Raw genomic sequence first — 15,225 nt, forward strand, 5'->3', positions numbered from 1 at the left:
TAAAATCAATGAAAAGAATAGTTATATATACCCTTTTGTCTATCTGTTTTTCAGGCTTTAGCCAAGAATTGCATTTGCCTGTTTTTACACAATACTTGGCAGATAATAATTTTGTTTTATCGCCTACGTTTGCTGGAATTGGGGATAATTTAAGGATACGAGCCAATGGATTAACCCAATGGGTGGGTATCAAAGAGGCGCCACAAAATCAGTCGTTATATGCTGATTTTAGAATTGGGAGTAGGTCAGGAGTAGGTCTTTCATTGTACAATGACAGTAATGGGAATACATTTCAAACGGGTGCTAAATTTTCTTTTGCACACCATATTATTTTAGATTATTATTCAAAACAATACTTGTCTTTTGGACTGTCGTACAACATCAATAATTTTAAAATAGACATAAATAAATTTAACACTACCCATGAAATTCCATTGATAGACCCAAGTATTACAAACAACAGATCCATTTCTAACAATAATTTTGATGTGGGACTTTTGTATCGTAATAAAGGGTTTTATCTGAGTTTCAATGCAGCTAATATGTTGCCCAAAACTAAAGATAATTATTTAGGTATCGAACCTAGTTTGGTGTTGAACTACCAACTATATTCGGGTTATGTAATAAAAAGTAGTTATAACAGAAATGTAGAAATAGAGCCTTCTGTATATTATCAATTTTTTGCTGGAGATAAACGTTCTACAACTGATATTAATTTTAAATACCGTCGGTATAATAGTTATGATGATTATTATTGGGCAGGCGTTTCCTATCGTTTTTTAAACGATCAACCATTTAAGCCGTTAACTGTAGGTCCAATGGCGGGGTTTAAGAAGTCAAATTTTTATTTTGGATATTCCTATCAAGTGACACTGAATCAAATTGCCGCCTACAACTCAGGAACACACGTGATTACTTTAGGATTTGATTTCCTTCAAGGAATAAGTGATTGTCCTTGTACACAAAGTCCCGTTCACGATTAATCTTTTTAGGATTCCCAAGTTACTTAATTTATTGTAGCTTTTCAAAATAGTTCATTTTCAAACTGTTAAAATAGTAAACCGTCACTCGAATATTTAAAAAAAAACTTACATTTGAAACTAATTGTAACCTACAAACCATTCTTATGAAAAAAATAATTTTAATTATCGCAGTCACAGTTTTAATAATTCCAACAGCAAAATCGCAAGAAAAAATCCAATTTGGAGTAAAAGGAGGTGTCAATTTTACAAACATGACTTCTAATGATTATTTATATGATGAAAAATTCAAGACTGGACTTTATCTTGGAGCAACTGTTGAAATTCCATTAAGCAAAAAAATCTCAATTCAGCCAGAAATAGTATATTCAAGTCAAGGAATAAAAGGGAAAGCATTTGTAAATTATCCCTCAACTCTTCCTGGAACCATGCCTATAGTTAATGCTGAACACAAGTTAGATTATATCAAGATTCCTGTTTTGGCAAAACTGTATTTAGTTAAGAATTTTTCATTTGAAATAGGACCATCATTTAATTTTTTAGTAAACGATCGGTTTACTTCTGATTCTTACACACAGACAGATCTAGCTGAAAAATTTGAATTTGGGGGTGTTATTGGGTTATCCTATAAAGTCAAATCAAATTTTTTTGTAAATACAAATTATCTCATCGGTTTTTCTAATACTTTAAAATCTCCTTTTGAAAATTCAAAAAACTATGGTTTTTCAGCAGGAATTGGATATTTATTTAAATAAATGACCCGTTCACGATTAAAGTCTGGTTTTTTGAAAAAAAGAGACTAAAAAATAACAGATTAATTAATTTACAACGATTTCGTTAAGAAAATCTGATTTTTTATCCGTTTTCGCAATTTGACCCTACGCTAAAAGTACTATCTTTGTTTCTCTTTCAGAAAAACTAAAAAACAGATACAATGAAAACGGTAAACGATTTTAATTTCAAAAATAAAAAAGCCATCATCCGCGTTGATTTTAACGTGCCTTTAGATGAAAATTTCAATGTCACAGATGTTACTCGTATTGAAGCAGCTAAACCAACAATTGATAAAATTTTGTCTGATGGTGGGAGCGTAATTTTAATGTCACATTTAGGCCGTCCAAAAGGAGCCGAAGAAAAATATTCATTGAAACACATCTTAAAAACAGCGTCTGAGATTTTGGGTGTTTCAGTTCAATTTGCTGCAAATTGTGTAGGTGACGAGGCTAAAACAGCAGCCGATAAATTACAAGCAGGCGAAGTGTTGTTATTAGAAAATTTACGTTTTCATGCTGAAGAAGAAGCTGGAGATGTGGCTTTTGCCAAAGAACTAGCATCATTAGGAGATATTTATGTGAACGATGCTTTTGGAACTGCGCACAGAGCGCACGCTTCGACTACAATTATTGCGCAATTTTTCCCAAATGATAAATGTTTTGGAACATTGTTAGCAAAAGAAATCGAAAGTTTGGATAAAGTCTTAAAAAACAGTGTTAAACCTGTAACGGCAGTTCTTGGAGGTTCAAAAGTTTCTTCAAAAATCACGGTTATCGAAAATATTTTAGACAAAGTAGATCACATGATTATTGGTGGTGGAATGACCTTTACTTTCATAAAAGCCTTAGGCGGAAAAATCGGGAATTCGATTTGCGAAGATGACAAACAAGATTTAGCCTTAGAAATTTTGCGTTTAGCAAAAGAAAAAGGAGTTCAAATTCATATTCCAGTAGACGTAGTTGCGGGAGATGATTTTTCTAACACTGCCAATACACAAGTAGTTGATGTAAGGGCTATTCCTGACGGATGGGAAGGTATGGATGCAGGGCCAAAATCGTTAGAAAATTTCAAAAAAGTAATTTTGGGATCTAAAACAATTCTTTGGAATGGACCTTTAGGAGTTTTTGAGATGCCAACTTTTGCAAAAGGAACAATTGCTTTAGGTGAGTTTATTGCTGAATCAACAGCAAATGGAGCTTTCTCACTTGTAGGTGGTGGAGATTCTGTTGCAGCTGTAAAACAATTTGGTTTTGAAGATAAAGTAAGCTATGTTTCAACAGGAGGAGGTGCAATGCTTGAAATGTTAGAAGGTAGAGTGTTGCCTGGAATTGCGGCTATTTTAGAATAAATCACTAAAACACCTGTGCCATTTAGACAAGGTGTAGTAAATAAAAAACCTTAGCTAGACAGCTAAGGTTTTTCCATTTTTTAAAATTACCAAGTTTACACTAAAGCGATTTAAACGTAGGAGTTCGTGTTAAATCAACTAAAAAGTTTAAAATAAACCCCTAAAACTGATTTTTTAACAATATTTATGTAATTTTTCAGTTAGAACCTAGTAAGTTTGTAAAAATGATTGTATAATCGTTTGGAATTTAGCCCCTTGATTACATAAACTATGAATATAAAAAAATATATACTTTCTTTTTTTCTGTTAATTTCATTATCCCTTTTTTCACAAGAAGTTGCTGAAAAAAGAGATGCTCCAAAGCCCGAAATTAAAATATCTTACTTAGATTCAATCAAAAAAACATTTGTTAGAGACGATTTGGCTTCTTGTGTTGATAGTTTATGGTTAAAGGAGTTGACCGATTTAGATTTGTATAACAATCTTTCGCAAGATATTCAAACCATTAATTTTGATGAGCAAGTAGACTATGAACTACCTACCGAAGTATTAAAAGCGAGACTTCAAGAAATGGATGAAAAATCACCATTTCATATAGAATACAATCCAGGATTAGAAAATATAATTAAGTCTTTCTTGAAAAATAGAAAACGTGCTTTTGAACGTTTGATGGCAATTTCAGAATATTATTTTCCTTTATTTGAAGAAGCTTTAGACAAACAAAATGTTCCGCTTGAAATCAAATACTTAGCAGTGGTGGAATCAGCATTAAATCCAAAAGCGGTTTCTAGAGTGGGTGCAACCGGACTTTGGCAGTTCATGTATCAAACAGGAAAACAATATGGATTGAAAATCGATTCGTATGTTGATGAACGAAGCGACCCTTTAAAAGCGAGTGAGGCAGCAGCCCAATATATGAAAAACATGTATGCTATTTTTGGTGATTGGGACTTGGTTTTAGCATCCTACAATTCAGGTCCAGGTAATGTTGCCAAGGCAATTCGACGTTCAGGAGGACAACAGAATTATTGGAATATTCGTAAAAACTTACCTAAAGAAACACAAGGATATGTTCCTGCATTTTTAGCCACCATGTATATTTATGAATACCATAAGGAACATGGTATTAAACCTGAAAGAGCGCCTATTAAGCATTTTGCTACCGATACGGTGATGATTAAAAAGCAGATTTCATTTAAGCAAATTTCAGACTTAATTGACATTCCAATAGCGCAATTGCAAATTTTGAATCCATCATTTAAATTGAATATAGTGCCTTCTTATAAAGATCAAGCACACTATTTAAGATTGCCTCAAGATAAAATGGCAGTATTTACATCTAATGAATCTAAAATCTATGCTTATGTAGATAGAGAAGCTAATTTAAGAGAAAAGCCGTTTCAAATTGTACGTCCAATTGTACCTCAAGATTCAATCAATACATTGCAACGATTGGCGCAAGCTAAAGTGCGATACTACCGTGTTAAGCGAGGGGATAATTTGACAACAATTGCACAAAAATATGATGTGGCAATAGAAGACCTTAAGAAGTGGAATAATATAAAAGGAAATAAAGTTGCTTACGGAAAGAATCTTAGAATTAACGGAACTGATGTAGAACAGAAACTTTCGGCTGTAGCTAAGGTTGAGGTGGACAAAAAAGCAGTTATTAAAGATAGTTTAGGCTCTAAAATGGATTCTTTTTATGTAGTCCAAAAGGGTGATAATCTAAGTGCTATTGCTAAGAAATTCAACATTTCAGTAGCAGATTTACAAGAGTGGAATAAATTAACTAACAACAATATTCAATTAGGGGCTTCTCTTCAGATTGCTAAAAATTCAATTAAAGAAGATGTGGTAGCCGCACCTGAAAGAAAGGACATTCAGTATGTTGTACAAAAAGGAGACAATTTAGGAAATATAGCTAAGAAGTTCGGAGTATCTCTAGACGATTTAAAACAATGGAACAATTTAACAACAAATTCAATTGCTTTAGGAAGTACTTTGATTGTTGCTAAAAATGAGATTGCAATTGTAACAAACAAAGCGCCAGTTGCAAGTTTTAAAAAGAAAGAAGAGTATTCAGCACCAGCAACAGAGTATTATGTAAAAAAAGGAGATTCTCTATACAGTATATCAAAAAAATATCCAGGAGTAACTATTTCAGATCTAAAGAAATGGAACAACATCAAAGATGAAGAGTTGAAACCAGGGATGAAATTAAAAATTAACGGATAATCCAATGAATCAATTTAAATTTGGGTTTTATTTCATTAGGTAAGAATCATGAATAAAACTCATTTTTTGTGTCTGCTCCTTTCGGTTATATTGTTTTCTTGTTTCAAAAAAGAATCCAACTTACCTCGTAAAACAACGGGTAAAATCAACACCATTTCAGTAGTTATAGATGATCAGTTGTGGAATGGAGAAATTGGCGATAGCATCCGTAATAAATTTGCATCACCGGTAATAGGACTACCAGAAGAAGAACCTCTTTTTACTATTAATCAATATCCTGTCAAATTAATGGAAGGATTTGCTATTAATACTCGCGCAATTATTGTGGTGAAAAAAGGTCTCAAGAAAAAATTCGAGATCAAGAACAATCAATACGCCACTCCTCAAAAAGTATTTCATCTTTCGGGAGCAACTGCTACGGAAGTCTTGGATTTGATCGAACAACATTATCAAGAGATGATAGAATTGATTGAGCAGGGCGAGATCAAAGAAAGTCAAAGAATCAATAAAAAATTAATAGCGTCTAATAGTTTTATTGGACGACGTTTCAATATAGCAATCCAAATCCCATCCCATTTTCAATTAGTAATGCAAAAGCCTAATTTTGTTTGGCTAAAGAAAAAAATAATAAGTGGTAGCAGTAGTTTGTTACTGTATCAGGTACCACTGAAAACGATTACAAAAGAGCGAGTGGAACTAGCCATTCTTAAAATGAGAGATTCCATTGGGCAATTTATTCAAGGAAGAGAACCTAATACCTATATGATTAGCGAGACAGGTTATACGCCTTATTTTTTTAAATCAAAATTGGATAATCGACTGGCATATGAAACAAGAGGTACTTGGCAACTTCATAATGATTATATGTCTGGCCCTTTTATCAATTATACTCTAGTAGATACCGCTACTAATAAGGTACTAGTTTTGGAAGGATTTTGTTATTCACCCTCTAAGGATAAAAGAGACGTCATGCACGAATTAGAAGCCATTATCCATTCGGTTCATTTACTTAAAAGCAATACATTTACCCCACATAAAAAGAAAATTCATGGCACTAGAATGGAAGATTAAATCTTTTGAATCACTTTCTGTACACGAGTTGTACGATATTCTTCGTTTGCGAAGCGAAATCTTTGTTGTTGAACAAAATTGTGTCTATCTTGATTTGGACGGCAAAGACCAAAAAGCATTGCATCTTTTTGGAACATTTGAAGGCAAAATTGTAGCACATGCACGTCTTTTTAAACCCGGAATTTCATTTGTTCATGCATCTATTGGCAGAGTTGTGGTACACTCTAAGTACCGAGATAGAAAATGGGGTCACGAATTAATGCGTCAAGCTATAGAAGGTGTTTTACATCATTATGGCGAAACCGAAATTACGATTGGCGCCCAATTGTACCTAAAAAAATTCTATGAAAGTCACGGATTTGTTCAAACAAGCGAAATGTATTTAGAAGACGATATTCCGCACATTCAAATGGAGAAAAGTCACTAACATTTGGTAATCACTAACTCGACTCTTCGGTCTAATTCAGGTTCTTTACCAATAGGGAATTGATTGCCATAGCCCTTAAAAGTCATTCTGTACGGATTGATTTTTCGCATTACTAAGTAGCGGTACACAGCTTTGGCCCTATTGTACGACAGCTTTCTTTCTTTGGTATCTTTATCAATAGCATCTGAATAATACTTTGGGGTGCAACAAACATGACCCTGAATTTCAAATTCAATGTAAGGATTGTTTTTTAAAATCACGACAATCTTGTCCAGTATAGCTCGGGATCTTAAGTCCAAGTAACTGCTTCCAACACCAAAGCGTACATTTTCTAAATAGATTCTATCTCCTTTTTTGTGAGGCAAATGAAAATCAGAAAATAAGCGAGGAATACCCATAAAATAAGCGCTTTGAGCTTTTTTTTCTATTACAACTTCTACGCGTCTATTTTGATAACGGGTTTGATCTAGATTAGGCACCGTGTCTTTGTTGACCAAAACCCTTCCTTTGCCTTCTAAAGCGATTAATTTTTTAGGATTCAGTCCAATGTTCAGTAAGATTTTTTCAACGGTACCGACTCTCCTGTCCGATAAATTGAAATTGTAAGGAGCCGAACCACGATCGTCACAATACCCAAAAACGCGAACAGATTGGATTTGGCTACTGTCAATTTTTTGAAAAAAATCACAAAGAATGTTCTTTTGGTTTTCTCGAAGTTGGTCCACGTCAAAGTCAAAATAGATATTTTGTGTAATTTTTTCTTGAGCAAATCCGCTTAAGAACAGTACTAAAAATCCTATTTTGAATAATTTTTTCATTACATTTTTAAGATGGATTTGTATTCAGCAGGCGAGTTCAATATTTGAACGGCGCGTTTGATTTCAAGATTATTTTTAAGATAGAACAGGTATAAACCTTCTTGGTATTGGTAGCGTTTGATCAGTTCTTCCCGAATTAAGTTCTTGATTTCTTTTTGATTTTTATCCAATAAGGCGGTTTCACTTTTTTGAAGCGCAGTCAATAATTGTTGGTATTCTGTGGTAATAGTTTCGTCAATTTGTTCTTTTTTGGCTGCAGCCAAAGTTACCTTCAATGCCAGTTCCGTTTGGGTATCAAAAGAGAATTTAGTTGATTTTAAAAACTGTTTGAAGTCTTGGTAATCTGCTTCTGAAATAGTCGGAATCGTGTTGCCTAGGTTTGGATTTTTGTAATAATATTGAGTCGCAAAATTGAAAATCGCATCGTTTTTTTCTAAGGCTTCGGCAATAGGACTTAATTTAGTTTCGTCTAGCGCTATATCCGGCTGAATGCCACCGCCATCATAAACCGTTCTTCCTTTTTTGGTTTTAAAAGCGGTATAATTTTTCTCGTCACGTTTTGTAGCAATTCCGTTTTTGTCTTTGTGAGCATAATCTAAAGCCTGAATGCAACGACCCGAAGGCGTGTAGTAACGCGATATGGTTACTTTTAACTGAGTTCCATACGTCAAATCAATGGGTCTTTGGACTAATCCTTTCCCAAAACTACGACTACCAATAATGACAGCGCGGTCCAAATCCTGTAAAGCTCCTGAAACGATTTCTGAAGCCGAGGCGCTTCTTCCGTTGACAATAATCGCTAAAGGAATTTCAGTGTCAATAGGTTCTTTGGTGGTTTTGTAGGTATTGTTGTGCTTGTCGATTTTCGATTTTGTGGTAACAATAATTTCGTTTTTAGGGACAAATAAATTGCAAATAGTCACCGCCTCGTTTAATAATCCACCTGGATTATCGCGTAAGTCCAAAACGATACGTTCAGCACCTTCTTTTTTGAGTTGTTCCAAGGCATTTTTGGTTTCCAACCCCGCTTTTTTGTTGAAGTGTGCCAATACAATATAACCCGTTTTGTCGTCTATTTTTCCAAAGAACGGTACCGATTTGATTTCGACTTCGTCCAATACAATTTGGGCAGTATTGGTTTTTCCTTGTCGAATGTATTTGATGTCAATTTTGGTGTTTTTTGCCCCTTTTAATAATTGCGAAGCATCGTCTTTAAAGTCGGCTAAAAGAACATCGCCAATTTGGATAATTTCATCCCCAGCTTTCAGTCCGGCCTTGTCGGCAGGAAAATTTTTATAGGGTTCTTTGATGATTAGTCGGTCTTCTTTACGAGTGATTAATACACCAATGCCGGTATATTCTCCCGTATTGTTGATTTTGAATTTCACTACATCTTGCTCGTTGAAAAAAACCGTGTACGGGTCAAGGCTGGCTAACATTCCTTTGATGGCTCTGTCCATTAATTCGCCAGGGTTGGTTTCGTCTACATAGTTTTTATTCAATTCTTTGAATAGTGTAGTGAAGATTTCAATTTGCTTGGCTACCTCAAAAAAATCTTCCTTAAAACTTACACCTACATACAAAAAGGCACCAGCAACAACAGGAATAATATATCTTTTCTTGAATGAGGACATCATAGTACTAAAAGCTTAGATTGAAAGGTCTAAAATAAGAATAAATTGGCAATACTGAACGATTTGAAAACCGTTTTATTTTGGATCTTCTTTTGTAGCAGGGTTAACTTGCGCCAAAAACTTTTCAAATAACTGAACTGTTTTGGTGTTGATTTCTTCAAACGACAATCGGTCTTTGCTTTGGTAAAAAAGCATTAACGCATAGGGTTGGTTGAGGTGATCTTTTAGCAAATGTTGATTCAGACGATAGGTCTCGCGCAAAACACGTTTGAAATAATTCCGATCAACGGCTTTTTTGAAGTATTTTTTAGAAACCGAAACCCCAACTTTTAATTGTTGCTCGTCTCCTAAAGCACCCGAATGATACACTAATCGCAAGGGGTATTTTGATACTGATTTCCCTTCGGAAAATAACAATCCGATCGTAATCTTGCTTTTTAGTTTTTCGTTTTTTGGATAATTGAAGTTCATTTCTGAGAAAAATACCACTAATTTTAGTTGGCAAAGGTACAATTAAACCCTAAATAGGCGTTATTCTTTAGGATTTAAATAGCCCTAAAAATTAATTTCGTATTTTTGTAGCTCATTATTAACGCATGCAGAAACTAATTTCGTATCCCCTCTCCATCATCTACTATTTGTGTTTTGGACTTTGTTTGCTTGTTTTTCATCCAATTCAATGGGTATGTTTCAATGTTTTTGGATACCAAGCACACAAAAAAAGTGTCGATTATTTAAACCTGTTTTTAGTGCGTTGCACGAATCTTTTAGGAACGAGTTATCAGTTTGAAAATACAGAAGTTATTCCTAAAAATGTGCCCCTAATTTTTGTGGCCAATCATCAGAGTTTGTATGATATTGTGGCGATTATTTGGTACTTGAGAGACTTCCATTGCAAGTTTGTGAGTAAGAAAGAATTGGGAAAAGGAATTCCAAGCGTGTCGTATAATTTGAATCATGGAGGCTCTGTTCTCATCGATAGAAAAGACCCCAAACAAGCCATTCCTGTGATCAAAGGATTGTCTGAATATATTGAAAAAAATACCCGTTCTGCAGTGATTTTTCCCGAAGGGACGCGTAGTAAAACTGGAAAACCAAAACCGTTCGCGCAAAGCGGATTGAAAATATTATGTAAGTATGCCCCTTCTGCTTATGTGGTTCCAATTACCATTAACAATTCATGGAAAATGGTGCGATTTGGCACTTTCCCAATGGGTTTGGGCAACCGACTCCAATTTACAATTCACACACCTTTAAAAGTGAGTGATTATTCGTTTGAGGAGTTGATAGAACAAACAGAAAGAGCCGTAGTACAAGGAATACAAATTAAATAATAAATATAAATGTCAATTAAAAACATTCGTTTAGAAGTGATGCAGTTTTTGGAAAAAAACGTGGATAGCTTCGTAGAACAGTACCTAATTCCAGTTGAAAAGATCTGGCAACCTACCGATTTTTTACCAGATTCACAAAGTGAAAACTTTTTTGAAGAAGTAAAAGAACTGAGAGAAATTGCTAAAGATTTACCATACGATTTTTGGGTAGCTATGGTGGGAGATACCATTACCGAAGAGGCGTTACCAACGTATGAGTCTTGGTTAATGGAAGTAGAAGGAGTCAATAATTTAGAAAGAAACGGTTGGTCAAGCTGGATTCGTCAATGGACAGGAGAAGAAAACCGTCACGGAGACGTTTTGAATAAATACTTGTATTTGTCTGGTCGAATCAACATGCGCGAGGTAGAAATTACCACCCAACACTTGATTAACGACGGTTTCGATATTGGTACAGGAAGAGACCCGTATAAAAACTTTGTGTACACGAGTTTCCAAGAGTTAGCGACTTACGTTTCGCACAACAGGGTGTCGCAAATTGCCAAAAAACACGGAGATCATAAGTTGTCTAAAATGTGTAAGATGATTGCAGGTGATGAGATGCGTCACCACCATGCGTATAGCGAATTTGTGAACCGAATTTTTCAAGTAGACCCAAGCGAAATGATGTTAGCGTTTCAATACATGATGAAACAAAAAATTACAATGCCAGCGCATTTTTTGAGGGAGTCAGGGCAAAAAATCAGTTCTGCATTTGAAAATTTCTCTGATTCGGCTCAACGTATTGGTGTATACACAGCGAGTGATTATGTAGAAATCATGCAAAAATTAATCGACAAATGGCAAATTGATAAGATTGGAAGTTTGACTGACGAAGCCGAAAAAGCCCGCGATTATTTGATGAAATTACCAGCAAGAATGGCTAAAATTTCAGAACGATTAGTGATTCCGCAAGAATCCTATATTTTTAAATGGGTAGAGCCTGCTACATTGTAAAAAAAGAGTATTTTTAAATAAAATTAGGCGTCAAAAAAGTGTCAATTTTGTCATTCCGAATTTATTTCGGAAACTATAAAACAGTATTGTTTATAGAAACTGAAACGAGTTCAGTTTGACAAAAACAGGACTTTTTTGACGCTTTTTTATAAAACCATTTTTAAAATGAATGCCTCTAATTTGATTGAAAAAACAATACAGTTTGTAAAAGAAACGTTAGCCCAAGCCGAAGGCGGTCACGATTGGTTTCATATTGAGCGTGTGTATAAAAACGCGTTGTTGATTGCTGCATCTGAAAATTGTGATTTGGAAATAGTACAATTAAGCGCTTTGCTTCACGACATTGCAGACAGTAAATTTCACGACGGAGATGAAACTATTGGTCCTAAAACAGCACGAACTTTTTTAGAGTCTGAAAATGTGGTGCAAGCAACGATTGACCACGTAATCGCAATAATTGAAAATATTTCGTTCAAAGGTGGCAAAGTAGCAAGAAAGTTCTCTTCCATCGAGTTAGATATTGTTCAAGATGCGGATCGTTTGGATGCTATTGGTGCCATTGGCATTGCCAGAACGTTTAATTATGGGGGTTTCAAAAACAGAGCGCTTTACAATCCTGAAATTGCTCCGAATTTATCCATGACGAAAGAAGAATATAAAAAGAATGAGGCGCCTACCATCAATCATTTTTATGAAAAATTATTGTTGTTGAAAGACAAAATGAATACCCAAACAGGAAAACAAATTGCCCAAGAACGCCACCGTTATATGGAAGATTTTTTGGAACAGTTTTATGCCGAATGGGAGGGGAGAAAATAAGGGGTTATTATTTTACTCCGTTAGGAGTAGAATATTGGTAAAAACAAAGAATCATTAAATAAAGTCCCGTAGGGACGATATGTTATTCATTTATTATAATACAATGCCTTTTTCCTGCATTTCTAAAACTACATCCGAAGCACTTTTAAAAGTAGGAGCTTGTTCCACAATACTGCCTACTCTTTTTTTGTTCAATTTGAAGGTTAAGTCATGCTCGGTAGTGAACAATAATGCCGTTAAAAAAGGATTATTCATATACGAAGACAGCATAAAGAAGGCTTCTTCTAAGGTATGTAAACTTTCCACCTCCTCGGTTTTGTAACGTGCAATAAGTGAAATACGCACTTGATCATCCACTAGAATGGGACGCATATAAATGTTTTTTAATTCGGTATCGCCAATGGTTTTTGCCAAGGTTAATTTGGCAAAAGTATAATTCGACATACTTTCTTTTACACTTTCCCAAAAATGGGCAAATTCGATTTGAAAAGACATTTGTTACGTTTAAAAGTTGAATTATTTTCCGCTAAAATTAGCTTTTCTTTTTTCTAAAAAGGCAGTCGTCCCTTCTTTGAAATCAGCAGTACCAAACAATCTACCAAAGGCATTGATTTCTTGTTGGTAACCGTTTTGAGTTTTATCAAAACTAGCGTTTACTGCTTGAATAGCCTGCGTAATTGCAACAGGTGCATTCGTACTAATTTTTTGTGCCAAGCCTTGGCAAAATTCAATTAGTTCGGTTTGAGGGACTACGTGGTTGACTAAGCCATATTCTTTAGCCTCAGTAGCGGTTATCATGGTAGCGGTTAAAATCATTTCCATTGCACGACCCTTTCCTACTAGTTGAGGTAAACGTTGTGTGCCACCATACCCTGGGATCAAACCCAGAGTCACTTCGGGCAACCCCATTTTGGCATTTTCAGAGGCTACTCTAAAATGACATGCCATTGCTAATTCCAATCCGCCTCCTAAGGCAAATCCGTTAACAGCAGCAATGACTGGTTTTTTTAAGTTTTCAATGTGATCAAATACCTTTTGATGTCCGTCGGCAGCGAGTTGCGTTCCTTCTTGAGTAGAGAAATTGGCAAATTCAGCAATATCGGCACCTGCCACAAAAGCTTTTTCGCCACTTCCGGTCAAGATAATTACTTGAACGGCTTCGTTGCTTTCTAAATCAGTAAAAGCAGCGTGCAATTCGGCAAGAGTATTCTTGTTTAGTGCATTCAATTTTGCTGGACGATTCAAAGTCACCAATGCTATTTTATTTTCTATAGCAATCAAAAGATTTTCGTAGTTCATCTGGGTATATTTTAAGAATTTAAAATAGGCAAACTCACCGTAAAAGTGGTGCCTTGACCATATTGTGTATCAAATGTAATGCTTCCTTTGTAATTTTCGATAATATTTTTGATGATACTTAAGCCCAATCCCATTCCGCTATTTTTGGTGGTGAATTTAGGTTCGAAAATTCGGGTTTTATCTTCTTCTTTAATACCAATTCCGTTGTCTTTCACGGTGATTAAAACGTTTTTTTGCTTTTTCTCAACTCGAACCACAATGGATTTGGTTTCTTGTTGGTCTGGAATAGCTTGAATGGCATTTTTGACCAAATTCGTAATGATACGAATCAGTTGCGTGCGGTCAATTTTAGCAATAATTTCCTCTGATTCTTTTTCGAAGACCAAATACGCCTCGTTGAAAATATCCAAAGCCAATTCCACCACTTCTACCACATTCAGCGTCTCGTTTTGTTGGGCTGGCATCGAAGCAAAGTTCGAAAAGGCCGAAGCTACGGCACTCATCGTGTCAATTTGCTGAATTAAGGTTTCGGAATAATCCTTCATCTTTTGTTTGATTTCAGGATCACTGGGTTCAAATTTGCGTTGAAAACTCTGCACAGTCAATCGCATTGGCGTTAGCGGATTTTTAATCTCGTGGGCGACTTGTTTTGCCATTTCGCGCCAAGCTTCTTCACGTTCACTTTGAGCCAGTTTCACGGCACTAATTTCTAATTCGTCCACCATCGCATTATAGGATTTAATCAATAAATTGATTTCTTTACTGCTGGCTTCCACTCCAATTTTTTCGTTTTTCTGATTCAAACTAGTTTCACTCAATTTATCAGAAATCGTTTTTAGTGATTTGGTAATATAAGTCGAAAGAAAATAAGCCAAGCCAAAGGCGACTAACAACATGAACGAATACACCTGCCCCAAGCGAATCAAAAATCCGTTCAATTCTTTTTCATAGAAACCATCGTCCTCGACATAGGGTAGATTTAAGATACCCAGCGGTTTGAACTTGTCGTCTTTAATTTGACTATACGAAGACCGATTTTTCACGCCGTCAATAGTTTTGATATCAACGAAGCGTTTTTCGATGGAAGAACGCACTAATTTCAAAATGTACTTCGGAATAGGAGGCGCTACTTTGTCTACTGAAAAAGACTCTTTGGAAGATTTAAGCAATTTCCCATCTAGGCTGTAAATGTTGATTTCGATGGCGTGAATTTGAGCCAATTCGTGAATTTTATCTTTAAATATCAAAGGCAAATTACGCATTGTCAACGGATAGGTTGTTGTCGAAAGCACATAATTGATGTGTTCTTTGACTTCGTTTTCCTTGCGCTCCAAACGCTCTTGGTGGTATTCTCTCGCTTCGTTTTTAAACTGAATAATCGAAATAGAAGCTAAAATAATAGAAGCCATAATAATCAATACAATCATCGATAGGAAAATCCTAGTTCGAAGAGAAAGCATTGTTATTTTAAAGCTTTTAGCCATGAT

The 15,225-nt window shown here is 35.2% G+C and carries 15 protein-coding genes; 9 read left to right on the forward strand and 6 right to left on the reverse strand.

Going from position 1 to position 15,225, the window contains the following annotated elements:
• Positions 1-8: 8 nt before the first annotated feature.
• The 6 genes from MG292_RS03205 to MG292_RS03230 all read left to right on the forward strand — a co-directional run bounded on the left by MG292_RS03205 (position 9) and on the right by MG292_RS03230 (position 6,838).
• The gene (locus MG292_RS03205; protein WP_264534137.1) at positions 9-983 is read left to right on the forward strand and encodes a PorP/SprF family type IX secretion system membrane protein; all 975 of its coding nucleotides are present in this window, start codon (positions 9-11) and stop codon (positions 981-983) included.
• Positions 984-1,126: 143 nt separating this feature from the next.
• On the forward strand, positions 1,127-1,735 hold the full coding sequence (locus tag MG292_RS03210; RefSeq protein ID WP_264534136.1) for a porin family protein: 609 nt from the start codon (positions 1,127-1,129) through the stop codon (positions 1,733-1,735).
• A gap of 179 nt (positions 1,736-1,914) precedes the next feature.
• Positions 1,915-3,102, forward strand: a complete 1,188-nt coding sequence (locus tag MG292_RS03215; protein WP_264534135.1) for a phosphoglycerate kinase — start codon at positions 1,915-1,917, stop codon at positions 3,100-3,102.
• A 270-nt stretch (positions 3,103-3,372) separates the two neighbouring features.
• On the forward strand, positions 3,373-5,340 hold the full coding sequence (locus MG292_RS03220; protein ID WP_264534134.1) for a LysM peptidoglycan-binding domain-containing protein: 1,968 nt from the start codon (positions 3,373-3,375) through the stop codon (positions 5,338-5,340).
• Positions 5,341-5,388: 48 nt separating this feature from the next.
• Positions 5,389-6,411 (forward strand): DUF4837 family protein, encoded by a 1,023-nt coding sequence (locus tag MG292_RS03225; protein WP_264534133.1) that lies wholly within the window; start codon positions 5,389-5,391, stop codon positions 6,409-6,411.
• Positions 6,389-6,838 (forward strand): GNAT family N-acetyltransferase, encoded by a 450-nt coding sequence (locus tag MG292_RS03230; RefSeq protein ID WP_264534132.1) that lies wholly within the window; start codon positions 6,389-6,391, stop codon positions 6,836-6,838. The genes MG292_RS03225 and MG292_RS03230 overlap by 23 nt, the downstream gene beginning before the upstream one ends.
• Here MG292_RS03230 and MG292_RS03235 read toward each other — a convergent pair.
• From MG292_RS03235 to rnpA, 3 genes are all read right to left on the reverse strand, one after another.
• The gene (locus MG292_RS03235) at positions 6,835-7,656 is read right to left on the reverse strand and encodes an OmpA family protein (RefSeq protein WP_264534131.1); all 822 of its coding nucleotides are present in this window, start codon (positions 7,654-7,656) and stop codon (positions 6,835-6,837) included. The genes MG292_RS03230 and MG292_RS03235 overlap by 4 nt on opposite strands.
• On the reverse strand, positions 7,656-9,293 hold the full coding sequence (locus MG292_RS03240; protein WP_264534130.1) for a S41 family peptidase: 1,638 nt from the start codon (positions 9,291-9,293) through the stop codon (positions 7,656-7,658). Before MG292_RS03240 ends, MG292_RS03235 begins: the two co-directional genes overlap by 1 nt.
• A gap of 72 nt (positions 9,294-9,365) precedes the next feature.
• On the reverse strand, positions 9,366-9,761 hold the full coding sequence (rnpA, locus tag MG292_RS03245) for a ribonuclease P protein component (protein WP_264534129.1): 396 nt from the start codon (positions 9,759-9,761) through the stop codon (positions 9,366-9,368).
• Between the two features lie 125 nt (positions 9,762-9,886).
• On the opposite strand from rnpA, the gene MG292_RS03250 reads away from it, so the two are divergent.
• The 3 genes from MG292_RS03250 to MG292_RS03260 all read left to right on the forward strand — a co-directional run bounded on the left by MG292_RS03250 (position 9,887) and on the right by MG292_RS03260 (position 12,439).
• Entirely contained in the window at positions 9,887-10,624 is a 738-nt protein-coding gene (locus MG292_RS03250) for a lysophospholipid acyltransferase family protein (protein WP_264534128.1), read from the forward strand.
• A gap of 9 nt (positions 10,625-10,633) precedes the next feature.
• A complete protein-coding gene (locus MG292_RS03255; RefSeq protein ID WP_264534127.1) occupies positions 10,634-11,620 on the forward strand; it encodes an acyl-ACP desaturase in 987 nt (328 codons plus the stop codon).
• A 165-nt stretch (positions 11,621-11,785) separates the two neighbouring features.
• A complete protein-coding gene (locus MG292_RS03260; protein WP_264534126.1) occupies positions 11,786-12,439 on the forward strand; it encodes an HD domain-containing protein in 654 nt (217 codons plus the stop codon).
• Positions 12,440-12,532: 93 nt separating this feature from the next.
• On the opposite strand, the gene MG292_RS03265 is transcribed toward MG292_RS03260, so the two are convergent.
• Genes MG292_RS03265 through MG292_RS03275 form a run of 3 tightly spaced genes read right to left on the reverse strand, consistent with a single transcriptional unit; the run spans position 12,533 to position 15,165 of the window.
• A complete protein-coding gene (locus tag MG292_RS03265) occupies positions 12,533-12,934 on the reverse strand; it encodes a hypothetical protein (protein WP_264534125.1) in 402 nt (133 codons plus the stop codon).
• 21 nt (positions 12,935-12,955) lie between these two features.
• Positions 12,956-13,738 (reverse strand): enoyl-CoA hydratase/isomerase family protein, encoded by a 783-nt coding sequence (locus tag MG292_RS03270; RefSeq protein ID WP_264534124.1) that lies wholly within the window; start codon positions 13,736-13,738, stop codon positions 12,956-12,958.
• Positions 13,739-13,749: 11 nt separating this feature from the next.
• Positions 13,750-15,165 (reverse strand): ATP-binding protein, encoded by a 1,416-nt coding sequence (locus MG292_RS03275; RefSeq protein WP_264534568.1) that lies wholly within the window; start codon positions 15,163-15,165, stop codon positions 13,750-13,752.
• Positions 15,166-15,225: the final 60 nt, after the last annotated feature.

This window comes from Flavobacterium keumense (genome assembly GCF_029866485.1).
GTDB lineage: Bacteria > Bacteroidota > Bacteroidia > Flavobacteriales > Flavobacteriaceae > Flavobacterium > Flavobacterium keumense.